The organism is Agrococcus casei LMG 22410 (assembly GCF_900163565.1).
GTDB classification, from domain to species: Bacteria; Actinomycetota; Actinomycetes; order Actinomycetales; family Microbacteriaceae; genus Agrococcus; species Agrococcus casei.
Map to the genome: position 1 here is coordinate 116,202 of NZ_FUHU01000043.1, position 23,792 is coordinate 139,993.

Genomic DNA, 23,792 nt, shown 5'->3' on the forward strand with positions numbered 1-23,792 from the left:
CCTGTACATACAATTGCAGACGTGAGTGAAGCCATCCTGCCCCAAGACCTGATTCCCACAGACGGCCGATTCGGCTGCGGCCCTTCGAAAGTCCGCCCCGAGCAGATCGCCCGCCTCTCGATGCCCGGCTCCCCCATGGGCACGAGCCACCGGCAGGCCGGCGTGAAGGATCTCGTCGGCTCGGTCCGCGAGCGCGTCTCGCAGCTGTTCTCGCTGCCCGACGGCTATGAGGTGCTGCTGGCCAACGGCGGATCGACCTCATTCTGGGACGCCGCAGTCTTCGGCCTCATCGAGCGCCGCTCGCACCACCAGGTCTTCGGCGAGTTCGGCGGCAAGTTCGCGACGGCCTCGGCTGCCGCTCCCTGGCTCGACGAGCCGAGCACCGCGAAGAGCGAGCCAGGCACCCGCCCCGCACTCGAGGCAGTCGACGGCGTCGATGTCGTCGCCTACCCCCACAACGAGACGTCCACCGGTGTCATGCACCCGGTCGAGCGCGCATCCGGCGATGGACTCACGGTCGTCGACGCAACCAGTGCCGCCGGCGGCATCGACTTCGACGCCTCGGCCGCCGACGTCTACTACTTCGCGCCGCAGAAGAACTTCGGCTCCGACGGAGGCCTCTGGCTCGCAGCAGCCTCGCCTGCCGCAATCGAGCGCATCGAGCGCGTCGCCGCATCCGGACGCTACATTCCCGACTCGCTGTCGCTGCAGCAGGTCGTGTCGAACAGCCGCAAGAACCAGACGCTCAACACTCCCGCAGTCGCGACGCTGCTGATGCTCGACGAGCAGCTCGGCTGGATGCTCGAGCAGGGTGGGCTGGCGGCGATGGACACCCGCACGACGGCCTCGAGCGACGTGCTCTACGCGTGGGCCGACGCCACAAGCGTCGCGACGCCGTTCGTGTCGAATCCCGCTGACCGCTCGAAGGTGGTCGCGACGATCGACTTCGACGAGTCGGTCGACGCCGCCGCGATCGCATCGACGCTGCGCGCCTCGGGCATCCTCGACATCGAGCCCTACCGCAAGCTCGGCCGCAACCAGCTGCGCATCGCGACGTTCGCAGGCATCGAGACAGAAGACGTGCGCACGCTCACACGCGCAATCGACTGGGCGCTCTCGAACTGACCGGGCGCTGACGGCCTAGCTGTCGTCGTCTTCCCATTCGTCGGCCTCGTCAGTGTCGTCGTCGTCAGAGTCGTCGCCGTCGTGATCGTCGGGCGCGAAGTGCTCGTCGTCATCGAAGTCGTCGTGGTCATCGTGCTCATCGGAGTCGTCGTCATCCGAGTCTTCGTCTGCCTCGTCAGCCTCCTGGCTTGCGAGGTAGTCGGCGAGGCGATCGGCCCACGGCACCCATGCGGGCGCGAGCAGCGAAGGCTCGGTCGGCAGCAGCGCCAGTTCGAGCACGGTCGGATTCTCGGGGTCGACAGTCGCGAGCGATGCGGTCCAGAGCCAGTCGGGGTATGCGTCGAGGTTGGACGCGTACCGGATCGCAACGACCTGCTCGCCGATCTGGAGCGCGTCGTGCACCTCGCGGACCGCTCCTGCCGGAGCGATCTCGTCGAGGGCCTGCTGCGACAGCTGGAGCTGCTGCAGCGTCGGCGTGGCCGCAACCGGCTCGAACACAGCGGCGGGACCTGCCGGAGCCGTCTCTGGCTCAGCGGCTTCTGCCTGCTCGGGCTGCGGCTCGGCCGCGTCGGCATCTGCCTTCTGCTCGGGCAGGAGCGGCATGGTGTCGAGCTGCGAGTCGTCGACGGCCAGGCCGTCTCCGGAGTCATGCGTCGAGGTCATCAGCGACCTTTCTGAGAAGCTGCGAGATCTGGCGGGAGGACTGGGCATTCGGGTAGTGCCCCTTGCGGAGGCCGTTGCCGGCGGTGTCGAGCACCTTGATGAGGTCTTCGACGATCATCGCCATCTCGTCGACCGGCCTGCGCGCAGCGCGCACAGCCGAGACCTTCGCCGGCTCGAGCACGCGAACCGAAAGGGCCGCTTTGCCTCGGCGTCCGTCTGCGACGCCGTACTCGACGCGACTGCCGGGCTTCACCGTCACGCCCTCGCCGAGTGCCGAGGCGTGCAGAAAGACTTCTTCGCCGTCTTCTCCGGCGATGAATCCGAAGCCCTTGTCTTCGTCGTAGAACTTCACCTTACCGACGGGCATGGCGCTCCTTCTCTGCTTGTTCCTGAAGGTCAAGGCTACCCGGTCGACTGGTAGTCTCGAACAATGCCCGATCCACGTCCACAGCACCGTCGAGCACAGGCATCGTCGCTGCAGCCGGCGTCTGAGGCCGGGGCCGAGTCGCCTGGCATGACGGGCCACGACCGCTTTCAGCAGGTCACATCATGGGTGCTCATCGCAGCCGTCATCCTGACCATCGTGGGCTTCGCCATGACTCTGCTGTACTCGGCGTTCGCAGACAGCGTTGCGTTCTTCGACTCATTCGCGTTCGAATACTCTGCGGCCCTGCCGTTCCTGTGCCTTCCGCTCGCGGCGATAGCTCTGGTGCTCATCGTCGTCTCCTCAGCCCGCCAGAAGTCAAAGCAGAGGCGCTGACGTGCGAACAGCCGCAATCATCGAGGCCTGGCTCCAAGAGCTCAGCGACTCCGACCTCGACGCGGTGCTTCGCGACTGGCAGGTTCCGCAAGACACAGCGACGCTCGCAGCCGCCGCGAAGTGGATGAACGAGCCGGCAGCCCTCGACCGCATGCTCTCGCGCACCACCGCGACAGACCTCGCAGCCCTCAGGTCGGGCGACGGCACACCTGCCCTCGCCGCGCGCGGACTGCACCCCGACGACGCGCTGCGTGCGCGCATCCCTGCCTCGCTCGAACTGCACGCTCCCGACGCCTCAGAGCAGCGTGAAGACACATCGCCCGCTGTCGACGCGGCCGCGATGTCGGTCATGCGCCTGAGCGGCGCGGTCAGCTCGATGGCTGACCAGCCAGTGCGGCTCTCGGGCAGGGGCATCCCCCTCGCTGCCGAGCTGCGGTTCAGGTCGTCAGAGCTCGGCATCGAGATCGCCGAATGGGAGCGCCTGCTCGCCGCAGCCCTGCACTATCGGTTCATCGCGCCCCTCGATCGCGAGCTCTGCGCCAGCGACACCGGTGTCGCCTGGCTCGATCTGGCACCGCAGCAGCGCTGGGAGGCGCTGCGCGAGCTGTTCCTGGCCGAGCTCTCGCTCAGCGAGTGCGCCTTCCTCGACCAGGGGACGCCATCCGTCGAACAGACCCTTCCGCTCGCCGACGCCGCGACGCTCGAGCAGTTCTGCGCCCTGCTCGAACGCGCGACGCTGCTCGGCCTCGCCCTCGACGGACGCATCACCGCAGTCTCGCCCGAGCAGATCGCCCAGCACATCCCCGCTCCCATCGACTACGTGTACCTGCAGCTAGACCAGACGCTCGTGGCGCCCGGGCCGCTCAGCCACAGCGCCGCACGCGACATCGCCGAGATGGCTGTCTCAGAAGCACGCGGCATGGCCTCGACCTGGCGCCTCACCCCCGCGTCGCTGCATTCGGCCATGGCCCGCGGCCGCACCGCAGAAGAGCTGCTCGAGCGGCTGCACCGCCTCTCGCAGACCGGAGTCCCCCAGCCTGTCGAGTACCTGCTGCGCGACGCCGAGCGACGCTTCGGAGCAGTGCAGGTCACAGAGGGCGAGACCGCCACGGTGCGCACAGACGGCGACACCGCCAAGCGGCTGCTGGTCGATCGCGCACTGACCGCAATCGAGCTGCGAGTGCCGACCGGACGCGCTATCGAAGAGGGCGTGCTGCACTCGGCGTCCTCTTCCGATGTCGTGCTCGACAAGCTCGTCGAAGAGCGCTACCCAGCCCTGCTCGTCGATGCCGAAGGCGCTCCCGTCGTGTCTGAGCGCCGCATCGCGACGGTCTCGGGCCGCGCCCCGCTCTCGAACCTCACCGAACGGCTTCGCGGCCTGGGCGTCGAAGTCTCGTCGATGCAGCCCGACTGGCTGCAGGCGCAGCTGATCGCCGCTGTCAAGGGCAAGATGCCTGTGCGCGTCACGGTGGCATCGGGCACGCAGGTGCAGCACGCCACGCTCGTGCCGCTCTCGGTGTCGAACGGCAGGCTGCGCGGACGCGATCTCGAGCGCGATCTCGAGCGCACGCTGCCGCTGAGAGCGATCGTCGAAGTCGCCGGGCTGCAGAACGCGTAGACTTGACCGCTGTGATTCCCGGCCCCCTGATTGTCCAGTCCGACCGCACGGTGCTGCTTGAAGTGGCTCATCCCGATGCGAAGGCGGCTCGGCAGGCCCTCGCGGTCTTCGCCGAGCTCGAGCGAGCGCCCGAACACGTGCACACGTACCGCATCACGCGGCTGGGCCTCTGGAACGCATCCGCCGCCGGCCACACCGCCGACGAGATGCTCGGAACCCTCAGCTCCTACGCGAAGTTCCCCGTGCCGACCAGCGTCGAGACCGACCTGCGCGAGACCGTGGCTCGATACGGCCGGCTCACGATCGAACGCGACGACGAGGGCCTCGTGCTCGTCTCCTCCGACGACGCTGTGCTTCGCGAGGTCATCACGTCGAAGCGCATCCAGCCGCTCATCGCCATCGAGCCCGCCACCAAGGCCGTGCGCATCGTCGACTGGGCACGCGGCGAACTCAAGCAGGAGCTGCTGAAGCTCGGCTGGCCCGCCGAAGACAACGCCGGGTTCACTCCCGGCACGCCCTTCGACATCGAGCTCGACGAAGAGAGCTGGAGCCTGCGCGAGTACCAGCGCGATGCGATCACACACTTCACGGATGCGGGGTCGGGTGTCATCGTCCTGCCCTGCGGCGCCGGAAAGACCCTGGTGGGCGCTGGGGCCATGGCCGCCAACGACACCACCACGCTCATCCTGGTCACGAACACGGTGTCTGCCCGCCAGTGGCGCACCGAGCTGCTGAACCGCACGTCGCTGACCGAAGACGACATCGGCGAGTACTCGGGGCACGTCAAGGAGATCAAGCCGGTCACCATCGCGACCTACCAGATCCTCACGGCGAAGCGCGGCGGCGAGTACACGCACCTCGGCCTGCTGAACGCCCTCGACTGGGGGCTCATCGTCTATGACGAGGTGCACCTGCTTCCTGCTCCGGTGTTCAAGCTCACGGCAGATCTGCAGGCACGCCGTCGCCTCGGGCTCACTGCGACGCTCGTGCGCGAAGACGGCCACGAGGGCGACGTGTTCAGCCTCATCGGCCCCAAGCGCTACGACGCTCCCTGGAAAGAGATTGAAGAGCAGGGATTCATCTCTCCGGCCGAGTGCTTCGAGGTGCGCATCGACATCGACGAAGACGAGCGCCTGCAGTACGCCGCGAGCACCGACCGCGAGCGGTATCGCATCGCCGCGTCGAGCCCCGCGAAGATCGATGTGGCCAAGCGCGTGCTGGCCAAGCACGAGGGCGAGCTCACCCTGGTGATCGGCCAGTACATCGATCAGCTCGAAGAGATCGCCGAAGCGCTCGATGTGCCGCTCATCACCGGGCAGACGCCCGACTCAGAGCGCGAACGGCTGTTTGCAGAGTTCAGGGTCGGCAACGTCAAGACGCTGGTCGTCTCGAAGGTGGCGAACTTCTCGGTCGATCTGCCCGAGGCCTCCGTCGCGATCCAGATCTCGGGCTCGTTCGGCTCGCGCCAGGAGGAGGCACAGCGCCTCGGGCGACTGCTGCGTCCGAAGTCGAACGGCCAGACTGCCAAGTTCTATGCACTCGTCACACGAGACACCGTCGACCAGGACTTCGCCCTCTCACGCCAGCGATTCCTGGCCGAACAGGGCTACTCGTACGAGATCATCGACGCCAGCGCACTGTAACTATTCTTGGGGCACTCAGAAATCTCGCAGGCAACTGTCAGAGGATGGGGTCATGACCGAAGAGAAGCCCAAGATCCTTGTAGTCGACGACGAGCCCCACATTCGCGAGCTGCTGAGCACGTCGCTCCGCTTCGCAGGCTACGACGTCCGTGCTGTCGGCGCCGGCGCTCCGGCGATCTCCGCAGTGCTCGAAGACGAACCCGACCTCATCCTGCTCGATGTCATGCTGCCCGACATGAACGGCTTCAGCGTGACCAAGCGCCTCCGCGCCTCGAACTTCACTTCGCCCATCCTGTTCCTCACTGCCAAAGACGACACTGAAGACAAGATCACGGGCCTCACGGTCGGCGGCGACGACTACGTCACGAAGCCGTTCTCGCTTGACGAGATCATCGCCCGCATCAAGGCGATCCTGCGACGCACGATGGCAGAGACCGACGACGTCGCCCTGCAGGTCGGGCAGCTCACGCTCAACCAGGACACCCACGAGGTCGAGGGCGCCGGCGACCCCATCGAGCTCTCCCCCACCGAGTTCAAGCTGCTGCGGTACCTGATGCTCAACAGCAACCGCGTGCTCTCGAAGGCGCAGATCCTCGATCACGTGTGGGAGTACGACTTCAACGGAGATGTGGGTATTGTCGAGTCGTACATCTCGTACCTCCGCCGCAAGATCGACAGCAAGACACAAGAGCCCATGATCATCACCAAGCGAGGCTTCGGCTACATGCTGAAGACCCCCAAGCACAGCTAGCGTGTTCTCACGGATCACGCAGCAGCTGAAAGACGTATCGCTTGCCGCGAGAATCTCTCTGCTGATCGTCGTGATCATGACCTTCGGCCTCACGGTCGCGGGCGTCGGAACCGTCAGCGTGCTGCGCGACTCGCTCGTTCGTCAGCTCGACATCGATCTCGAAGACGCGCTCGCCAGCTTCAACTACAGCGACATCTCGCCGAATGACCTCGGCGGCTCGTGCCAGCTCGACCAGTCTGTTCCGAACTCGTACGTGCTCGCCGTGCTCACACCCGACGGCGAACCGCTGTGCAGCAACCGGCCTGACGGCCGTGCCTACCCCGACATGTCGACGCTGACACTGCCGTTCGTCGCAAGCACCGACAAGCCGTTCATCATCTCGAGCGAGAGCAGCGACACGCAGTGGCGAGCCGTCGCTCGCCCCGTGACCCTGAACGGCACGAACAACATCGGCACCCTGGTGATCGCCACAAGCCTCGACGGCGTCACCGGCTCGTGGCGATCGTTCACGCTGATCTACATGGGCTTCTCGGTGATCGCCATCCTGCTCGGCGCGGCCCTCACACGAGTGTTCTCAGAGAGCGCACTGCGTGGCCTGCGCGAAGTGGCGACCTCGGCCGAGAGCTTCGCGGCCGGCGACTACGAGACCAGGCTGGTGTCAGAGTCGAAGACCACCGAGATCGGCAGGCTGAACGACTCGCTCAACACCATGCTCGACCGCATCGAGTCGGCAATGGCGCAGCGCGACGAGTCTGTCAGCAACATGCGCGCCTTCATCGGCGACGCCTCGCACGAGCTGCGCACGCCGCTCGTGACGGTGCGCGGCTACGCCGAGCTGTACCGCATGGGCGCGCTGCAGAACCCCGACGACATCGGCAGCGCGATGGAGCGCATCGAGAGCGAAGCCAAGCGCATGGGAACCCTGGTCGAAGACCTGCTGACCCTCGCCAGGCTCGACGAGAAGCGCCCGCTGAAGCTCGAGCCGATCGACCTCGTGCCGCTCGTGTCGCAAGCGGCATCGGATGCGCGTGCCCAGGACACAGAGCGCCGGTTCAAGGTCGTCGAAGTCGACCCGGATGCGACCGCCGTCATCGACGCCACAACAGCCGGCACTCGCCCCGAGATCTTCGCACCGCCGCCGATGCTGCCGCCCGCTGTCGTCATCGCAGACGAGAATGCCATCCGCCAGCTCATCGCCAACCTCATCACGAACGCGCTTCGCTACACGCCTGCCTGCTCGCCCATCGAGCTCGGCGTCGGCGTCTCGTGGCAGCGCCGCGAGGCCCAGGTGCACGTGATCGACCACGGCCCCGGCATTCCAGGGCCGCTGCGCGCGAAGATCTTCGAGCGCTTCTTCAGAGCCGACAAGTCGCGCGACCGCGAGACCGGCGGCTCGGGCCTGGGGCTCGCGATCGTCGCCGGCCTCGTAGAAGCCCACAACGGCACGGTCGACGCCGTCGAGACGCCCGGGGGCGGCGCCACCTTCCGCATCACGCTGCCGCTCGCAGACGACAAGTCGCTGCGCGAGCTGGCGCGCAGGATCAGCGCAGAGGCAAACTCCACAACCGGCGGCTCTCCACAGCCCCACACCCAGACCTGACGCACACCCGCACTTCGGCCTACCTTCGGCAGCAGAGACGAAAGGGAGGCAGACATGCCGGTATTCACAGTAGACAGCGAGCAGATCAACGCGACCGCCGGAAACGTTCGTGTTTCGAGCGGCCGAGTCACGACGGAGGTGCAGGGCATGTATGCCGCGCTGCAGGCTCTGCAGGACTCCTGGCACGGAGGCGCGAGTGCGGCGTTTCAGGGCGTCATGCAGAATTGGCACGCGACGCAGCTGCGGGTCGAGGAGTCGATCGCGCAGATCAACCAGGCGCTGCAGATGGCGGGCCAGCAGTACCAGGACGTCGAGTCGTCGAACATGCGCATGTTCGCTGCCTAGGCGAACGCAGAAGGACCCCCGCGCCTGCGGGGGTCCTTCTGGCTGGATGGGCTTTAGAAGTCCATGCCGCCCGTGGGGTCTGCCGGCATTGCCGGGGTCTTCTCGGGCTTGTCGGCGACGACAGCCTCGGTCGTCAGGAAGAGCGCTGCGATCGACGCTGCGTTCTCGAGAGCCGAGCGGGTCACCTTGACGGGGTCAGAGATGCCAGCAGCGAGCATGTTGACGTACTCGCCGGTTGCGGCGTTGAGGCCGTGACCGATCTCGAGTCCGCGCACGCGCTCTGCGACGACACCGGGCTCGAGGCCTGCGTTGGCAGCGATCTGCTTGAGCGGGGCGTCGACTGCGATCTTCACGATCGCAGCACCGGTCGCCTCGTCGCCTTCGAGGTTGAGCGTCTCGAAGACGGTCTTCGCTGCCTGGATGAGCGCCACGCCACCACCGGCCACGATGCCCTCTTCGACTGCTGCCTTCGCGTTGCGCACTGCATCCTCGATGCGGTGCTTGCGCTCCTTGAGCTCGACCTCGGTCGCTGCACCCGAACGGATGACTGCGACGCCGCCTGCGAGCTTCGCGAGGCGCTCCTGGAGCTTCTCGCGGTCGTAGTCGCTGTCGGTCGCCTCGATCTCCTGGCGGATCTGACGCACGCGGCCTGCGATTGCGTCGGCCTCGCCGGCGCCCTCGACGATCGTGGTCTCGTCCTTGGTGATGACGACCTTGCGGGCACGGCCCAGCATGTCGAGCGTCGTGTTCTCGAGCTTGAGACCGACCTCTTCGCTGATGACCTGGCCGCCGGTGAGGATGGCCATGTCAGCCAGCATCGCCTTGCGACGGTCGCCGAAGCCGGGAGCCTTGACGGCAACCGACTTGAAGATGCCGCGGATCTTGTTCACGACGAGCGTCGCGAGTGCTTCGCCGTCGACGTCTTCAGCGATGATGACGAGCTGCTTGCCAGCCTGGATCACCTTGTCGACAACGGGGAGGAGATCCTTGATGTTCGAGATCTTGCTGTTGACGATCAGGACGTACGCGTCTTCGAAGACGGTCTCCTGACGCTCGGGGTCGGTGACGAAGTACTGCGACAGGAAGCCCTTGTCGAAGCGCATGCCCTCGGTGAGCTCGAGCTCGGTGCCGTAGGTGTTCGACTCTTCGACAGTGACGACGCCTTCCTTGCCGACCTTGTCGATTGCCTCGGCGATGAGCTTGCCGATCTCTTCATCAGCAGCCGAGATCGAAGCGGTCGCTGCGATCTCTTCGGTCGTCTCGACCTCCTTGGCGTTCTCGAGCAGCTGCTTCGAGACTGCCGCGGTGGCCTTCTCGATGCCGCGCTTGAGGCTGATGGGGTCAGCGCCGGCTGCGACGTTGCGCAGGCCTTCGCGGACCAGTGACTGTGCGAGCACGACTGAGGTCGTGGTGCCGTCGCCTGCGACGTCGTCAGTCTTCTGAGCGACCTCCTTGACGAGCTCTGCGCCGATCTTCTCGAACGGGTCGTCGAGCTCGATCTCCTTGGCGATCGAAACACCGTCGTTCGTGATCGTGGGAGCGCCCCACTTCTTCTCGAGAACGACGTTGCGGCCACGCGGGCCGAGGGTGACCTTGACTGCGTCGGCGAGCGTGTTCAGACCACGCTCGAGCCCACGACGAGCCTCCTCGTCAAATGCGATCATCTTTGCCATTAGTGTTCGTCCCTCCTGGACGCCAGTGACGTACGTAATTGGCACTCATTGGTTTCGAGTGCCAATGCAAGTCTGGCACTCTCCCTCGTCGAGTGCAAGTGAACGGATGCGCTAGAGACCGAGCTCGTCGGCGTCGGTTCCGACGATCACGGTGACCGGTGAGCCCGAGAGGTCGACAGAGGTCTCCGAGATCGCGGAGACGCCCAGTTCGTCTGCGACAGCCCGGGCGGCAGCCTTGTACTCGGGAGCCTGGTAGAACACCGTCGTCTCGTCGTACGGGGCTGAAGCGCCGCCGGTGATGCCGCTCGCCCATCCGGCTGCCGACAGCTGCTCCATGACCGAGTCGGCGCGCCCTTCGGTCGACGATGCGTCGAGCACTGCGACCGATGTGTCTTCGGGAACCGAACTCGGATCCGTCGGGGTCTCGCCCTCGGACGAGGTCGGGTTTGATGTGATCATGTCAGCGCGCATCGACTGCACGAGCAGCACTCCGACGATCGTGAGGATGATCACGAGCCCCAGTGCGATCAGCCATTTCGCCCACAGCGGCATGCCCATCGCGGGCCATCCCCGGTGAGCTCCGACGCGGTCGCCCTTGCGATACGAGTCGTTCATCGAGCGTGTCCGAAGCTCTTTGCCCGAACGTTCTGCAGACGGTGCACGAGCTGGGGCGAGCTGCGCAGCGCGCTCGGGTCGTCGACGAGCACGGCAAGCCTGTGGTGATACTGCACCGAAGAGATGCCGAAGCGCTGCCGGATGGCGTTCGACTTGGCCGACTTTCCGCCCTGCCACTCCTCTTCGAACAGGAGGATGCTGCGGTCGAGCTCTGTCAGAGCAGTCTCCGGTGTCGTTGCGGGCATGCGATCAATAGTATTCCCGTATCGCCCCGAGACTGCGCAGCGACGCTCATGGATGACGACAGCCGTGAGCGAACCCTCTGTAACACGGGCTCCGAGGAGCGTACGCTGGGAGCATGAGCGACCAGACGAACCGCACCGACGCCGAATGGCGTGCAGCCCTCACACCCGAGCAGTTCCACGTGCTGCGCGAGGCTGGCACCGAGCGCGCGTACACCGGCGCACTGCTCGACGAGAACCGCTCCGGCGTGTACAGCTGCGGCGCCTGCGGCAACGAGCTGTTCCGCGACGAGACCAAGTTCGACGCCGGCTGCGGCTGGCCGAGCTTCTACGAGACGGTGCAGGAAGACGCAGTCGAGCTGCTCGAAGACACCACGCTCGGCATGGTTCGCACCGAGGTCCGTTGCGCGAAGTGCAAGAGCCACCTGGGTCACGTCTTCCCCGACGCTCCGCAGACGCCCACGGGCGACCGCTACTGCATGAACTCGCTGGCCCTGGGCTTCACACCCGAGTCGTAGCCTCGGCCGGAGCAGGCGCCGACCGCCGGAATCTCCGCCAGCTCGAGACGATCACGGCAACCAGCGTGAGCCCTGCGCTGACGAACGACCACGCCGTGACCTCCTGACCCTCCGCCGGCAGCACGAGGTCGAGCACGAGCGCTGCGATCACCTGCCCTGAGATGAGCAGCAGGCTCATCAGCAGCGTGCCGAGCTTCTGCACGACGACTGCGGCAACCGCGATGAACACCGCGCCGATGAGACCGCCCGAGTAGAGCCACCATTCGGTCGGCAGCTCGCGAATGCCCGTGCCGCCGGCGAACACGACGACGCAGACGAGGGCGATCACCGCTGTTCCGAGCGCGAAGTTCGCAAGCGACGGCGTCACGACATCCTGGGTCTTGCGCTGCATGCTGCCGAGGATCGCCTGCTGCAGCGGCTGCAGCGAACCGCCGATGAACGGCAGCAGCAGCAGCCACATCTCGCCGCCGATGCGGGTCGAGCCCACCACAACCGTCAGCGACACCGCCACGATCGCGATGGCGGCGCCTGCAAGCCTGTTGAGCGTCACGCGCCGAGCCGGCAGCACGCCGAAGCCGATGCGGTCGACGACCAGCGCGCTGATGGTCTGACCGGCCACGGTGCCGATCGTGAACGCGGCAACCCCCAGCACCCCGATCGTGAGGCCCTGGGCGATCACGAACCAGCCGCCGATGACGCCGGCGACCAGGTGCCACCACGGGATGTCGCCGGTGCGCAGCGCCGTGACCAGCCTGCCGAAGCCGCGCCGGCTGCGCGGAATCGTCGCCGCGATCGCGATCAGCACGATCAGGCCGCCGCCGAACGAGACGAGCGCCGCCGCGTAGCCGTTCTCGAAGCGCACGCCGAGCTCACCGTTGATGCGCCCCTGCACAGCCATCGAGGCGCCGCCGACAAATGCGGCGAGCATCGCGAGAATGCGCATCAAGGCTGCCGCGATTCGAGCCGAGGCTTCGGGTCGGTGGCAAGTCTCGCCATGCGCACCACATCGTGGCGCACGCCGTCGTACTCGAGCTCGGCGCGGCTGATGCCCTCGTGCAGGTAGCCAGCACGCTCTGCTGTCTTGACCGATGCCGGGTTGTTGACGCGGGCGCCGAGCTCGAGCCTGAAGAAGTCGTCTGCGAACAGCAGATCGGATGCGGCAGCAAGCGCCCAGGCGGCAAGACCGAGCCCTCGGTGCCGGGGCGAGACCCAGTACGACATCCACGCGCTGCGGTGGTCGCTGCTCCTGTTCGTGGCGAGCACGATGCCTGCGAATTCGCCGCCGTGCTCGATCGCCCAGCCGTTCGGGGCGACGTGCTCGACGTAGAAGCGCGCCGCCGCGACGCTGCGAATCGGAGGTGCCTGCCTCAGCAGGTCGTCGTCGGCTGCCTCGAATGCGGCGAAAACCGGTGCCGCATCGGCTTCAGGTGACAGGATTCGCAATTGGGGCACTGATCTAGCCTAAGATAGTGGGGTTGCACTTTGTGCCGGCCCGCATAGCTCCAACGGTAGAGCAGCGATTTTGTAAGTCGATGGTTGGGGGTTCGAATCCCTCTGCGGGCACAAAGAAAATGACCCCGACTCCCCAGTGTTCTCTAGGGAATCGGGTTCTTGCATCTATTGAGGCGCCGACTGCGCGCCCTCCGCTGCCCGCTGCATTCGCGCATCCGGATTTCCCTGCCGCCTCGGTGGCTACTCCCCCGACACCGCTTCTGCGAACCCATCGGCATCGGAGACCGACTGCGCATACGGCTCGCCGTCGATCGTGATGTACGGCACGCCGCCGAGGTTGTCGCCGCTGGGCAGCCCCTCGTTCAGCACCGTGCGCGTCGTGTTCATCGTCCAGTACAGAAACTGGCCCTCGTCGATGCAGGTGTCGACGGATGCGCCGGCACCGGATGCCGCAGTCTTCAGCGACTCCGGGGTCCAGGCGGCGCCTTCGGAATCGGCGAGGATCGTCGCCAGCAGCGGTCTGAATGCATCCGGGTTCTCATCGGCAGCGCACGCGAGCGCATTCGACCCGTACGACGAGCCGAAGCCGTTCTCGGGTGAGTCGTTGAGTGCCACGATGCGGTACTCGACCGTGGCCTCGCCGCTGTCGGCAAGCTCGATCAGCTGCTCGCCATTGGCCTCGAGAAAGCGGTTGCAGTAGTCGCACAGCGGGTCGACGACGACCTGGATGCGCGTCTCGCCGTCGCCGAACGAGACGGCTCCCTGGTTCACGTTTCGCGGTGACTGGCCATCCTGCAGAGCCAGCAGCGACCCGCCGAGGTCTTCGCGCAGCTGCGCGGCATCGGGGTCTTGCACGACCCATCCGCTTCCGACGAGCACCGTGGCTCCGCGCAGCATGGCACCAGTGGCGACATCAGAAGTCTGGTCTTCGCCGTCGGTCAGCGTGAGCACCGTGTCGTTGCCGCAGGTGATGACCGTCGGCCCGGTGTCGCTGTCGTCTTTGAACTGCTGCTGCAGTTCTGCGCAGGTGCCGCCGGCATCGACATACGCCTGGGCCAGCTCGTCCGCGCTGTCGAACGTGCGCTCGCCGCCCGCGCATCCGGCGACGAGCAGCATGACGGCGCCGAGCAGCGCAGTCGCTGAGAGTGCTCGACGCCGGCGCTGCACTACGGAGTCTCTTCGGTCTCAGACTCAGAAGGCGACTCGGAGGGCTCCTGCGAAGCCTCTTCGTCTGCGCCCTCTTCGTCGCTGCCTCCGGCAGCCTCGAGCTCACCCTGCACCGACTGGATGAAGCCCTGGAACACGGCTGCGTCTTCGTTGGGGCCCTGGTAGTGACGGCCGTTGACGAGCACGGTCGGCGTCTGCAGCGCCTGCACCTCTTCGCCGCCTTCGTACGTGTACGGAACGGGCTCGGCGTAGAGGCGGTCGACGACGTCGCGCACCCAGTCTTCGAAGTGCACGCTGCGGACGCAGTCGGTGAACTCGCCTTCAGTGTCGACTCCGGCCTGACCTGCGAGCTCGATCATCTGCTCGTCTTCGAGGCCCGTCGTCATCTGATCGGGCTGGTTGGCGAACATCAGCGTGTTCCACTCGAAGAAGCTGTCGGGCGAGTGTTCTGCGACACACGCCGCTGCATTCGCTGCACGCGTCGAGTACTTTGACCCGAGCGACGAGTTGTCGAGGAACGACACCGGGTGGTACTCGACAGTCGCGAGTCCCTGCTCGACGAGCGCTCGAATGGTTTCGCCGTTCGTCTGCTCGAATGTGCCGCAGGCGCCGCACATGTAGTCCTGGTAGATCACGATCTGCAGGATGTCGTCGGTCTGCTCTGTCGGCACCATCTCGCCGTCGACCGGAATCGGGTCGGTGCGCTCTGCCTCGAGGCCCTGGCCGACGACGATGCCGTCTGCCGCCATGTTCTCGGGGCCGGGGGCCGCCGGGCGGATGCCGTTGACGATGACCATCACCACCACCACGACCACGGCGAGCGCAGCGATGACGATGCCGCCGATGGTCAGTCGGCGGTTGCGCTTCTCGCGGCGGATGCGGGCTTCGTGCTGGAGGCGCGCCTTCTCGCGCGCGGCTGCACGTCGCTCATTCTTCGTCAGCTTCTCACCGTTGTCAGTCATGGAACCTCAAGTCAGTTGTGGGCATGCGGATCACTTCGCCGCAGACAGGCCAGTCACCAGGATATGGCGTATCGAGTTTGTCAGCCAAAAATATGGTCAGCCTATGACTGCGCGCCGGCAGCCTGGGCAATGATCAGAGCTGCGATTCGAGCGTCGCCAGCGCCTCTTCGGGCGTGCCCGAGAAGGTCGGAGACTCGAGCTCGACTCCCTCGGCGAAGATCAGCGGCGTGCCGGAGAGCGTGACGCCGGTGCCCGGAATCTCCTGTCCGAGCGCCTGCTCTGTGAGGCCCTTGATGAGGTCGATGAACGACCCCTCGGTGATCGCCTGCTCGATCTTCTCGTCTGTCGCTCCGACTGACGCGGCGAGCTCGATCAGTGCGTCATCGTCGAGACCGCCCTGCGCGAGATTCGCGGCAAGCAGCTCGGTCTGGAACTCCTGCGCGTGCTCCGGCGAGTACGAGACGACCGCATAGAAGGCGTTGGCGCTCTTCTCTGACAGCTCGCCGGCGACGAACGCCACCGGGTAGGCCGTCAGCGTGATGTCGCCGCTGTCGATGAGCGACGCGATGGTCTCGCCGAACTGCGCCTCGAAGTTCGCACAGTGCGGGCACATCGGGTCGAACACCATGCCGACGTCGATCGCATCGGTCTCGGGAGGAGCTGCGAACGCAGGAGCGGCATCCGACTCGAGCACGCCGTCGCTCATGTACGTGACGCCGGCTGTCTCGAGGTTCATCGGCACGAGGCCCTCGGTCGCGGTCTCGGGCGGCTCGGGAGGGCCTCCCATCGAGCAGCCGGTGAGCACGAGCGCACCGACGAACAGGGCCGCGAGCGTGGTCTTGATCCGCGAAGACTTCATGGTGCCCATGCTACGCGCGCACCGCTCGCTGCTTCGAGATCTCGTAGAGCGACACGGAGGCCGCGATGCCGGCGTTCAGCGACTCGGTGTCGGCCCCGATCGGAATCGAGACGATGACGTCGCAGATCTCGCGTGCGAGCCGCGAGAGGCCCTCGCCCTCGCTGCCGACGACGATGACCAGCGGCTCCTTCGCGAGGTTCAGGCTCGGCAGGTCGACATCGCCTCCTGCATCGAGGCCCGCGATGAAGAGTCCGTCAGCCTTGAGGTCTTTCAGGGCATTGTTGAGGTTGCTCGCGAGCGCGACCGGAAGCCTCGCTGCCGCGCCCGCGCTGGTCTTCCACGCCGAGGCGGTCATGCCGGCCGAGCGACGCTGGGGAATCACCACGCCGTGCGCGCCGAATGCCGCAGCACTGCGCACGATCGCTCCGAGGTTGCGCGGGTCGGTGACGCCGTCGAGGGCGACGATGAGCGGCGCCTCTCCGGCACGAGCCGCACGGTCAAGCAGGTCGCTCGGGTGCGAGTACTGGTACGGCGGCACCTTGAGCGCGAGCCCCTGGTGCACTGAGTCTGCACCGGTCAGGCGGTCGAGCTCAGGGCGCATGACCTCCATGATCGGCACACCGCGGCCGGTCGCGATGCGCATGATCTCTTTCACGCGGTCGTCGACCTCGATGCGGTTCGCGATGTAGAGCGCAGTCGCCGGCACCTTCGTGCGGAGCGCCTCGAGCACCGAGTTGCGCCCTGTCACGAGCTCGGAGTCGTCGCCGGCAGTGGGCCGACGGCGATGCTGCTGCGGCTTCTGCCCGCCGCCGTGCCTCGCCGCCGCGGCGTCATAGCGCTCGCGTGCTGCCTTGCGCTTGGCTGCGGGGTGGTACTCGCGGTCTTCTGCCTTCGGCGTCGGGCCGCGGCCCTCGAGCGATCGGCGGCCCTTGCCGCCTGTTCCCTTCTGGGGGCCCTTCTTGCCTGCGGGCCTGCTCGGTCGGTTCATGCGATGCTCCAAGTGGTTGCGTCCTTGCCGTCTTCCAGCTCGATTCCGGCTGTGACAAGGCTGTTTCGGATGCCGTCCGCACGCGCGAAGTCGCGATGCGACCTCGCCTCGGCGCGTTCGGCGATGAGTGATTCGACTAAGGCGGCCAGGGCATCCGCCTCGGCTCCCCCGGCCGGAGCCGCCCAGATCGGGTCGGCAGGGTCGAGTCCCAGCACGCGCAGCATGGCCAGCACGGATGCGGCGGCCGCTGTCGCAGTCGGGAGGTCGTCGGATGCGAGCGCGGCATTTCCGGCGCGCACAGTCTCGTGCAGCACGGCGACTGCCTGTGGGGTCGAGAGGTCATCGTCCATTGCCGCAGCGAATGCCTCTGGCAGCTCGCCGGCTTCGACCGCAGCAGCCGCGTCGGCACGCTCGAGGAAGTCCTCGATGCGCTCGAATGCCGAAGCCGCCTCTGCGAGCGATCCGTTCTCGAGCTCGCCGTCGACGACGCGCACGTCGATGACGCTGCGATAGTGCGGCGTGAGCAAGAAGTAGCGCACGACGATCGGGCGAACCGTCTCGACCATCTCGTGGGCGAAGATCGAGTTGCCGAGCGACTTCGACATCTTCGTGCCGTTCACGGTCACGGCTCCGTTGTGGCTCCAGACACTGGCGAAGCCGAGGCCTGCAGCGCTCGACTGCGTCAGCTCGTTCTCGTGATGCGGAAAGCGCAGGTCGATGCCGCCGCCGTGGATGTCGAAGCTGTCGCCGAGGAACTTGCGGCTCATCGCCGAGCACTCGATGTGCCAGCCAGGACGCCCTGCACCCCACGGAGACGACCAGGATGCGCTGGCCGGCTCGTCGTCTTTGCGCGCCTTCCAGAGGGCGAAGTCGCGCGGGTCTCGCTTGCCACGAGGGTCGGCGTCTGCCGCATCCTCCATGTCATCGACCGACTGCCGTGTGAGCGCACCGTATTCGGGCCACGACCGCACGTCGAAGTAGACGTCGGCGGACCCGTCTGCTGCGGGGTACGCGTGGCCTCGCTCGATCAGCTGCTCGATCAGCTCGATCATCTCGGGAATCGAGCCCGTTGCGCGCGGCTCGTACGTGGGCGGCAGCACGCCGACAGCGCGATACGCCTCGCTGAATTCGCGCTCGACACGGTATGCGAGCGCGAACCACGACTCGTCGTCAGTGGCGTTGGCGAGCACCTTGTCGTCGATGTCGGTCACGTTGCGCACGAGCTCGGTGCGGTAGCCCCTGTGCTCGAGCCAGCGACGCCACACGTCGTACGCGAGGGCGCTGCGAACATGACCGATGTGCGGCCCCGACTGCACCGTGGGGCCGCACACATAGAGCGACGCGCGTCCCGGGTGAACGGGAGCGAAGTCGGTCAGCTGCTGGCTTCGGGAGTCGTAGATGCGAACGGTCACGACTCCAAGAGTAGCTAGAACTGGACGCGCGGCGGTTCAGCGATGGCGCCCGGGTCGTTCACCTCGAAGAACTGGCGCTCGCTGAAGCCGAGTGAGCGCACGAAGAGGTTGTGCGGAAACACGCGGATCTTGGTGTTGAAGTCACGCACGCTCGAGTTGTAGAAGCGGCGTGCTGCCTGCACCTTGTCTTCTGTGTCGCTGAGCTCCTGCTGCAGCTGCAGGAAGTTGCCGCTCGCCTGCAGCTGGGGGTAGCCCTCAGCAACGGCGAACACCGAGCGAAGCGACGATGTCAGCTCGGGCTCGGCAGCAGCGGCCTCGGCGGGCGACTGCGCGTGCACCGACTTCGAGCGGGCTGCTGTCACGCGTTCGAAGAGGCCCTGCTCATGCGTCGCGTAGCCCTGCACCGTGCTGATGAGGTTGGGAATCAGATCGGCCCGTCGCTTCAGCTGCACCGTGATGCCACTCCACGACTCTTCGACCCGCTGGTGCAGGCGAACGAGGCCGTTGTAGATCGAGATCAGCCAGATGACGATGGCGATGAGGAGGACGACGATGACGCCGCCGATGATGAGCGCCGGGATGGAGAGATCAAGCATGCTGACAGCCTACGGATTCTGGCTGGGCAACGACTGAAGCAATGCTGAGAGCCTGTTCACTCGCCGAGAACGCGACGCGTGTACTCGTTTGCGAACACGCGATCCGGGTCGAGCTCGTCGCGCACGGCAAGGAATCGCTCGAACTGCGGCAGCATCCCGCGGAATCGCTCGTGCGTCACCGAGTGCATCTTGCCCCAGTGCGGCCTGCCCTCGTGCGCGAGCAGCGCTCGCTGCGCCTCCGCGAAGAGCCTGCGCGGATCCTGCCGCACATACGAGTGGATCGCGATGTAGGCGACGTCTCGGCCATGTGCTGTCGAGAGCATGGCGTCGTCGGCAGCGGCGGCACGCACCTCGACCGGAAACGCAACCTGCTCACGACTTCGCTCGACGACTCCTGCGATGTCGCGCAGCGCATCCTGCATCGCCGCGACCGGCACCGCGAACTCGATCTCGCGAAATCTCAGCGGCCTGCGCGAGACGAACACGCGGTCCGACCTGTCGACGTGGCCGGCTCCGGGCATCAGCGGCGCTGCGATGCCGTTGAGCGCAGGCACGGCTGCGGGGAACGCAGTCGCAGCCTCGTTCATCGCCCCGAACGCAGCGCCCTGCAGCAGCCATGCGTCGCCCCATCGGCGAAGCGGATGCACGGGCTCTGCAGGTGCATCGGTTCGCGTGTTGGTCTTGGTGACGGCGGATGTCGTGTGCGGGAACCAGTAGAACTCGAAGTGGTCGGCAGAACGGATGCGCGCATCCCACTCCCCCAGCACCTGCTCGAGCGGCTCGGCGGCCTCGCGCGCCCGCAGCCTGAACGCCGGAACACACTGGATCTCGACCTCGGTGATGACGCCGAGGGCGCCGAGACCCAGCCGCACTGCTGGCAAGAGAGCCGGGTTCGACTCCGGCGAGATCTCAAGCACCTCGCCGCGGCCCGTCACCATCTGGACTGCGGTGACGTTGGCTCCAATCGACGGATGCGCGAGCCCGGTTCCGTGCGTGCCTGTCGAGATCGCTCCGGCGATGGTCTGTCTGTCGATGTCGCCCATGTTGGGCAGCGCGAGGCCGAACGGCGCGAGCAGCGGCGCAACGCGAAACAGCCTCGTGCCCGCGCCGAACCGGACGCGGCCCGACTCGATGTCAACGCGCAGCAGTCCGGCGAACCGGTCGAGCCGCAGCTGGGCTCCGTCTGGCTGCGCCGCTGCCGAGAACGAGTGCCCGGCACCCACGGATTTCAGGCCGATGCCGGTGCCCCTGTGCGCCGTGACGAGCTCGCGCAGCTCATCGACGCTGCCCGGCGTCTCGACCGAGACGGGATCGGCTGAGAACGTCCGGCCCCAGTTGCGCCACGTCATGCGAACACCTTTCCCTCACCGCGGTAGGTGGGCCATTCTGCCACCACTGCACCGCCCTCGACCGCCTGCAGCGCATTCGCGTGCTCGCAGACCTCACCGCTCTTCGTGTGCCGCATCCATACTCTGTCGCCGATGCGCAGGCCCCGGGCGGCATTGCCTCGCAGCGGCGTCTGCACCTCGCCTGCGCCTTCGCGCGGCAGGTACTTCAGCCCGCCCGGATACACAGGCTGCGGCAGCCGATCGTCGGCAGCCGGCCCCGACGCGATCCAGCCTCCTCCGAAGCAGGTCACCACGTCATCGGCAGGCTTTCGCACCACGTCGAGCGCGAAGCCGACGGCAGGCTGGGGCGTGAATCCCGCGTAGGTGTCGAACAGGTGCGGCCCGAAGAAGCCGCTGCCGGCTGCCACATCGGTCACCGCAGTCTCGCTGGCTGTCGACTCGATCGAGCCGGTTCCGCCGCCGTTGACGAACTCGAGGTCTGCGATCTCGCGAATCAGCCGCACTGTCTCGCCGCGCCGTTCGCGCAGCTCTGCCGCCGAGAGCCGCTGCATGCGCGGCAGCATCTGCGCCATGACGGCGTTCTTGGGCTTGTCGCCGACGCCCGCGATCTGCGCCTCGTACGCCATCAGCCCCACAAGCCTGAAGCCCGGCCGGGCCACAACTGCTTCTGCGAGCGCGCGGGCATCCTGCGGCGAGTGCACCGGCGACCGGAACACCCCGATGTGCCCGAGCGGCCCCTTCCACGATGCGTCGAGGTCGATCGCCACTCTGATCTCGCGGCGCCCGCTCGGCGGCACGACGCTGTCGATGAAGTCGAGGTGGTCGACCGAGTCGATCATGACCGTGACGCGCGCAGCAGCAGTCTCGTTGCCTGCGAGCTCGCGGTACGCGGTCCTGTCGGTCTGCGGATACGCCACCAGCAGGTCGTCGAACTCGTCGCTCAGCCAGATCGCCTCGGCGAGCGAGAACGCCAGGATGCCCTGCGTCCAGTCCTCGCGGTCGAGGCGCCGCAGCACATCGCGCACGCGTATCGACTTCGAGGCGACCCTGATGGGGGTTCCGGATGCGCGAGCCCGGATCGAGGCGGCATTGGCTTCCAGCGCCTCGACAGAGATCGCTGCGACCGGCGCCGGCAGATGCTCTGTCGCAAGCTGCAGTGCACGCCAGTGCTGCGAGCAGCCAATGTCGGCGCCTCGAACGCCCCTGTGTGATTCGATGCTGTGCGCCTCGGTGCCGTGCGAGTCGATGCCGTGCGAGTCCATGCCGATATTCTGGCACTGTCGGCCGAGCTATGTGGGACTTGCGTCCAACTCAGGCTGGGTCGACCGCGGCGAAGAAGCGATTGAAGCCGCTGAATAGCGGCGGAATCAGCTCATCGGGCTGAATCGCATCAGCATTGACGAGCATGCCCTTCGAGGCGCCGTCGGTGACGATGAGCACCATGCGCGCAAGCGACCGCATGGGAATCAGCGCCGTGACGCCCAGCTGCTCCATGGCGTTCTCGAGGGCTCCGATCACAAGCTCTTCGTACGTCGACTGGAACTCTGCCGGCAGCGCGCGAAGCTCTTCGGTGCGGATGCTGTGCACGAACAGCTCGAGCTCGCCGAGCTCCTTCAGCGGCTCGGCGGCGGTGCCGCGGAACCACGACGTGACCATGCCGATGATCACGTCTTCCATCGTCGTGCCCTCAGGCAGCTCGGGAACTGCGAAGAAGCTGTCGTCTGCGCGCAGCAGCGGCCACACCTCGCGAACCGCCTCTTCGCGCGACTCGTAGACGTAGTGGAAGCTCGACAGCGGCATGCCGGCGCGGCCGGTGATGGCGCGGACAGTCGCCGCCTTCTCGCCCTCGGTCAGGATGATGTCTCGAGTCGCCTGCGCCAGCAAGCGACGGCGATCTGCACTGCGCATCCGCGTTGACAAGATTGCCCTCCTTGGCACCTGCTCACCGTGACTGGTGTCACGAGTGCCCCCGGTCGGACTCGAACCGACACTTGGAGGATTTTAAGTCCCCTGCCTCTGCCAATTGGGCTACGAGGGCTGCTTCTGGCCGATCAGGCCTTGGCGTCTCCCTTCGGCGCTGCATCTGCCTTGGCTGCTTCATCGGCCTTGGGAGCCTCTTCGACCTTCGGCTTAGGGCGCGAAGCGTACGTCTCGAAGAATACGCGCGGCTCGAGCACGTGCTCGGTCGGCGCAATGTCGCGGCCGAGGAACTGGTTGTTGATCCAGCCGGAGAACACGCGTGCCTTGCGCTCGAACATGGGCATTGCCATGCCGTGGTAGACGCGGTGCGCCATCCATGCCATCCAGCCCTTGAGCTTGAACTTGCCGCTCTGGAACACGCCGTTGCCGATGCCGAGGCCAGCGACTGCGCCCTGGTTCGCGTGGTTGTACTCGATGGGCTGCTCAGCACGGAGCACGGCCACGATGTTCTTCGCCATGAGCTTGCCCTGACGAACGGCGTGCTGTGCGTTCGGCACGCAGAAGCCGCCAGGCCCCGGCGTCTTCGAGATGTCGGGAACAGCCGAGACGTCGCCTGCCGTCCAGGCGTCGGGCACCACGGTGCCGTCCTCTGCGATCTGCAGCGTCGGAAGCGCCGTGAGGCGGCCGCGCTCGTCGATCGGGAAGTCGGTGGTGCGAACCATCGGGTTCGCCATGACGCCGGCGGTCCAGACGATGATGTCGCTCTTGAACTCTTCGCCGGTCGAGAGCTGCACGACCTTGTCTTCTGCGTTCTGCAGCTGCGTGTTCAGGTGCACGTTGACGAAGCGGCGCTCGAGGTCCTGGACGACCCACTCGGCCATGCCCTCACTGACCTCGGGCATGATGCGGCCCATGGCCTCGACGAGGTGGAAGTGCGTGTCGTCGATCGTGATCTGCGGGTAGTACTCGATCAGGCTGGTCGCGAGCGAGCGCATCTCGGCGATCGTCTCGATGCCTGCGAAGCCGCCGCCGACGACGGTGAAGGTGAGCAGCGCCTCGCGCTCGGGGCTGTCGACAGGCAGCGCTGCGGCGCGCGCGAAGTTGCCGATCAGGCGGTCGCGAACGTACACGGCCTCTTCGATCGATTTCATGCCGATGGCGTGGTCTGCGACGCCCGGAATCGGGAACGTGCGCGAGACCGAGCCGGCCGTCATGACGATGACGTCGTACTCTTCAACCCAGGCCTCGCCGGTCTCGGGGGTGATCTCAGCTGTCTTGGCGCTGTGGTCGACCTTCGTGACGCGACCGCCGACGACCTCTGTCGCCTTGAGGTGGCGGCGCAGCGACACGACGGAGTGGCGCGGATCGATGGATCCGGCTGCGACCTCAGGCAGGAACGGCAGGTAGGTCATGTACGGGTTGGGGTCGACGACAGTGATCGACGCCTCCGACGGCTTCAGCATGCGCTCGAGTCCGCGGGCGGTGTAAAAGCCGGCGTAGCCGCCGCCGACGATCAGAATTTTGACAGCCAAAA

At 66.4% G+C, this 23,792-nt stretch carries 25 protein-coding genes and 2 tRNA genes; 9 read left to right on the forward strand and 18 right to left on the reverse strand.

Translation table 11 applies throughout. The features are described 5' to 3' along the window. The first annotated feature begins 21 nt into the window (after nucleotides 1-21). Nucleotides 22-1,125, forward strand: a complete 1,104-nt coding sequence (gene serC, locus CZ674_RS11015) for a phosphoserine transaminase (protein ID WP_086992575.1) — start codon at nucleotides 22-24, stop codon at nucleotides 1,123-1,125. Nucleotides 1,126-1,140: 15 nt separating this feature from the next. Here serC and CZ674_RS11020 read toward each other — a convergent pair whose 3' ends face one another. After that, nucleotides 1,141-1,788, reverse strand: coding sequence for a DUF3027 domain-containing protein (locus tag CZ674_RS11020; protein WP_159456971.1), 648 nt, complete (start codon nucleotides 1,786-1,788; stop codon nucleotides 1,141-1,143). Next, complete coding sequence (locus tag CZ674_RS11025) at nucleotides 1,772-2,155, reverse strand: cold-shock protein (RefSeq protein WP_086992577.1); 384 nt, start codon at nucleotides 2,153-2,155, stop codon at nucleotides 1,772-1,774. Before CZ674_RS11025 ends, CZ674_RS11020 begins: the two co-directional genes overlap by 17 nt. A gap of 63 nt (nucleotides 2,156-2,218) precedes the next feature. Between CZ674_RS11025 and CZ674_RS11030 the strand changes: the two genes are divergently transcribed. From CZ674_RS11030 to CZ674_RS11055, 6 genes are read left to right on the forward strand one after another with little or no spacing between them, the layout of a single operon-like run. Beyond that, entirely contained in the window at nucleotides 2,219-2,548 is a 330-nt protein-coding gene (locus CZ674_RS11030) for a hypothetical protein (RefSeq protein ID WP_086992578.1), read from the forward strand. Nucleotide 2,549: 1 nt separating this feature from the next. Then, the gene (locus CZ674_RS11035; protein ID WP_086992579.1) at nucleotides 2,550-4,166 is read left to right on the forward strand and encodes a helicase-associated domain-containing protein; all 1,617 of its coding nucleotides are present in this window, start codon (nucleotides 2,550-2,552) and stop codon (nucleotides 4,164-4,166) included. Nucleotides 4,167-4,177: 11 nt separating this feature from the next. Continuing rightward, nucleotides 4,178-5,809: a DNA repair helicase XPB gene (locus tag CZ674_RS11040; RefSeq protein ID WP_086992607.1), complete on the forward strand. Its 1,632-nt coding sequence runs from the start codon at nucleotides 4,178-4,180 to the stop codon at nucleotides 5,807-5,809. A 52-nt stretch (nucleotides 5,810-5,861) separates the two neighbouring features. Next, nucleotides 5,862-6,560, forward strand: coding sequence for a response regulator transcription factor (locus CZ674_RS11045; protein ID WP_086992580.1), 699 nt, complete (start codon nucleotides 5,862-5,864; stop codon nucleotides 6,558-6,560). Nucleotide 6,561: 1 nt separating this feature from the next. Then, entirely contained in the window at nucleotides 6,562-8,160 is a 1,599-nt protein-coding gene (locus tag CZ674_RS11050; protein ID WP_234988561.1) for a sensor histidine kinase, read from the forward strand. A 54-nt stretch (nucleotides 8,161-8,214) separates the two neighbouring features. Continuing rightward, complete coding sequence (locus CZ674_RS11055; protein ID WP_086992581.1) at nucleotides 8,215-8,505, forward strand: WXG100 family type VII secretion target; 291 nt, start codon at nucleotides 8,215-8,217, stop codon at nucleotides 8,503-8,505. Nucleotides 8,506-8,558: 53 nt separating this feature from the next. On the opposite strand, the gene groL is transcribed toward CZ674_RS11055, so the two are convergent. The 3 genes from groL to CZ674_RS11070 all read right to left on the reverse strand — a co-directional run bounded on the left by groL (nucleotide 8,559) and on the right by CZ674_RS11070 (nucleotide 11,038). Next, a complete protein-coding gene (gene groL / locus CZ674_RS11060; protein ID WP_086992582.1) occupies nucleotides 8,559-10,178 on the reverse strand; it encodes a chaperonin GroEL in 1,620 nt (539 codons plus the stop codon). Nucleotides 10,179-10,289: 111 nt separating this feature from the next. Next, complete coding sequence (locus tag CZ674_RS11065) at nucleotides 10,290-10,793, reverse strand: LytR C-terminal domain-containing protein (protein WP_086992583.1); 504 nt, start codon at nucleotides 10,791-10,793, stop codon at nucleotides 10,290-10,292. Next, complete coding sequence (locus tag CZ674_RS11070; protein ID WP_086992584.1) at nucleotides 10,790-11,038, reverse strand: DUF3263 domain-containing protein; 249 nt, start codon at nucleotides 11,036-11,038, stop codon at nucleotides 10,790-10,792. The genes CZ674_RS11065 and CZ674_RS11070 overlap by 4 nt, the downstream gene beginning before the upstream one ends. Nucleotides 11,039-11,151: 113 nt before the next feature. Here CZ674_RS11070 and msrB point away from each other — a divergent pair, with 113 nt between their 5' ends. Further along, the gene (msrB, locus tag CZ674_RS11075) at nucleotides 11,152-11,553 is read left to right on the forward strand and encodes a peptide-methionine (R)-S-oxide reductase MsrB (RefSeq protein WP_086992585.1); all 402 of its coding nucleotides are present in this window, start codon (nucleotides 11,152-11,154) and stop codon (nucleotides 11,551-11,553) included. Here msrB and CZ674_RS11080 read toward each other — a convergent pair. Next, nucleotides 11,537-12,496, reverse strand: coding sequence for a DMT family transporter (locus CZ674_RS11080; protein ID WP_086992586.1), 960 nt, complete (start codon nucleotides 12,494-12,496; stop codon nucleotides 11,537-11,539). The genes msrB and CZ674_RS11080 overlap by 17 nt on opposite strands. After that, a complete protein-coding gene (locus CZ674_RS11085; RefSeq protein ID WP_086992587.1) occupies nucleotides 12,496-13,005 on the reverse strand; it encodes a GNAT family N-acetyltransferase in 510 nt (169 codons plus the stop codon). Before CZ674_RS11085 ends, CZ674_RS11080 begins: the two co-directional genes overlap by 1 nt. A 38-nt stretch (nucleotides 13,006-13,043) precedes the next feature. Here CZ674_RS11085 and CZ674_RS11090 point away from each other — a divergent pair. Next, nucleotides 13,044-13,116 (forward strand) — tRNA-Thr (locus CZ674_RS11090). Nucleotides 13,117-13,245: 129 nt separating this feature from the next. Here the strand turns inward: CZ674_RS11090 and CZ674_RS11095 are convergent. The 11 genes from CZ674_RS11095 to CZ674_RS11145 form a co-directional block, all read right to left on the reverse strand. Next, a complete protein-coding gene (locus CZ674_RS11095) occupies nucleotides 13,246-14,172 on the reverse strand; it encodes a DsbA family protein (protein WP_086992588.1) in 927 nt (308 codons plus the stop codon). Next, nucleotides 14,172-15,134 (reverse strand): DsbA family protein, encoded by a 963-nt coding sequence (locus CZ674_RS11100; RefSeq protein ID WP_086992589.1) that lies wholly within the window; start codon nucleotides 15,132-15,134, stop codon nucleotides 14,172-14,174. Before CZ674_RS11100 ends, CZ674_RS11095 begins: the two co-directional genes overlap by 1 nt. A 133-nt stretch (nucleotides 15,135-15,267) precedes the next feature. Continuing rightward, a complete protein-coding gene (locus tag CZ674_RS11105; RefSeq protein WP_159456973.1) occupies nucleotides 15,268-15,993 on the reverse strand; it encodes a DsbA family protein in 726 nt (241 codons plus the stop codon). Between the two features lie 10 nt (nucleotides 15,994-16,003). Next, on the reverse strand, nucleotides 16,004-16,981 hold the full coding sequence (gene rlmB, locus CZ674_RS11110) for a 23S rRNA (guanosine(2251)-2'-O)-methyltransferase RlmB (protein ID WP_086992591.1): 978 nt from the start codon (nucleotides 16,979-16,981) through the stop codon (nucleotides 16,004-16,006). Continuing rightward, complete coding sequence (gene cysS / locus CZ674_RS11115) at nucleotides 16,978-18,393, reverse strand: cysteine--tRNA ligase (RefSeq protein WP_086992592.1); 1,416 nt, start codon at nucleotides 18,391-18,393, stop codon at nucleotides 16,978-16,980. The genes rlmB and cysS overlap by 4 nt, the downstream gene beginning before the upstream one ends. 14 nt (nucleotides 18,394-18,407) lie before the next feature. Then, nucleotides 18,408-18,989, reverse strand: coding sequence for a LemA family protein (locus tag CZ674_RS11120; RefSeq protein WP_086992593.1), 582 nt, complete (start codon nucleotides 18,987-18,989; stop codon nucleotides 18,408-18,410). Nucleotides 18,990-19,045: 56 nt separating this feature from the next. Further along, on the reverse strand, nucleotides 19,046-20,338 hold the full coding sequence (locus tag CZ674_RS11125) for a D-arabinono-1,4-lactone oxidase (protein WP_086992594.1): 1,293 nt from the start codon (nucleotides 20,336-20,338) through the stop codon (nucleotides 19,046-19,048). After that, nucleotides 20,335-21,600 (reverse strand): amino acid deaminase/aldolase, encoded by a 1,266-nt coding sequence (locus tag CZ674_RS11130; protein ID WP_086992595.1) that lies wholly within the window; start codon nucleotides 21,598-21,600, stop codon nucleotides 20,335-20,337. Before CZ674_RS11130 ends, CZ674_RS11125 begins: the two co-directional genes overlap by 4 nt. A gap of 49 nt (nucleotides 21,601-21,649) precedes the next feature. Beyond that, nucleotides 21,650-22,258 (reverse strand): TetR/AcrR family transcriptional regulator, encoded by a 609-nt coding sequence (locus CZ674_RS11135; protein ID WP_143244728.1) that lies wholly within the window; start codon nucleotides 22,256-22,258, stop codon nucleotides 21,650-21,652. Between the two features lie 44 nt (nucleotides 22,259-22,302). Further along, nucleotides 22,303-22,376, reverse strand: a tRNA-Leu gene (locus CZ674_RS11140). 13 nt (nucleotides 22,377-22,389) lie between these two features. Next, nucleotides 22,390-23,790 carry an NAD(P)/FAD-dependent oxidoreductase gene (locus tag CZ674_RS11145; RefSeq protein ID WP_086992597.1) on the reverse strand — a complete coding sequence of 467 codons (1,401 nt, stop codon included), beginning with the start codon at nucleotides 23,788-23,790 and terminating at the stop codon, nucleotides 22,390-22,392. Nucleotides 23,791-23,792 lie beyond the last annotated feature (2 nt).

Bases quoted from the DNA above. Each gene is read 5' to 3' on its own strand.
- CZ674_RS11020 (WP_159456971.1), bottom strand. From the start codon at position 1,788: ATGACCTCGACGCATGACTCCGGAGACGGCCTGGCCGTCGACGACTCG.
- CZ674_RS11025 (WP_086992577.1), bottom strand. From the start codon at position 2,155: ATGCCCGTCGGTAAGGTGAAGTTCTACGACGAAGACAAGGGCTTCGGA.
- CZ674_RS11030 (WP_086992578.1), top strand. From the start codon at position 2,219: ATGCCCGATCCACGTCCACAGCACCGTCGAGCACAGGCATCGTCGCTG.
- CZ674_RS11045 (WP_086992580.1), top strand. From the start codon at position 5,862: ATGACCGAAGAGAAGCCCAAGATCCTTGTAGTCGACGACGAGCCCCAC.
- CZ674_RS11055 (WP_086992581.1), top strand. From the start codon at position 8,215: ATGCCGGTATTCACAGTAGACAGCGAGCAGATCAACGCGACCGCCGGA.
- groL (WP_086992582.1), bottom strand. From the start codon at position 10,178: ATGGCAAAGATGATCGCATTTGACGAGGAGGCTCGTCGTGGGCTCGAG.
- CZ674_RS11065 (WP_086992583.1), bottom strand. From the start codon at position 10,793: ATGAACGACTCGTATCGCAAGGGCGACCGCGTCGGAGCTCACCGGGGA.
- CZ674_RS11070 (WP_086992584.1), bottom strand. From the start codon at position 11,038: ATGCCCGCAACGACACCGGAGACTGCTCTGACAGAGCTCGACCGCAGC.
- msrB (WP_086992585.1), top strand. From the start codon at position 11,152: ATGAGCGACCAGACGAACCGCACCGACGCCGAATGGCGTGCAGCCCTC.
- CZ674_RS11080 (WP_086992586.1), bottom strand. From the start codon at position 12,496: ATGCGCATTCTCGCGATGCTCGCCGCATTTGTCGGCGGCGCCTCGATG.
- CZ674_RS11100 (WP_086992589.1), bottom strand. From the start codon at position 15,134: ATGACTGACAACGGTGAGAAGCTGACGAAGAATGAGCGACGTGCAGCC.
- CZ674_RS11105 (WP_159456973.1), bottom strand. From the start codon at position 15,993: ATGAAGTCTTCGCGGATCAAGACCACGCTCGCGGCCCTGTTCGTCGGT.
- rlmB (WP_086992591.1), bottom strand. From the start codon at position 16,981: ATGAACCGACCGAGCAGGCCCGCAGGCAAGAAGGGCCCCCAGAAGGGA.
- CZ674_RS11120 (WP_086992593.1), bottom strand. From the start codon at position 18,989: ATGCTTGATCTCTCCATCCCGGCGCTCATCATCGGCGGCGTCATCGTC.
- CZ674_RS11125 (WP_086992594.1), bottom strand. From the start codon at position 20,338: ATGACGTGGCGCAACTGGGGCCGGACGTTCTCAGCCGATCCCGTCTCG.
- CZ674_RS11130 (WP_086992595.1), bottom strand. From the start codon at position 21,600: ATGGACTCGCACGGCATCGACTCGCACGGCACCGAGGCGCACAGCATC.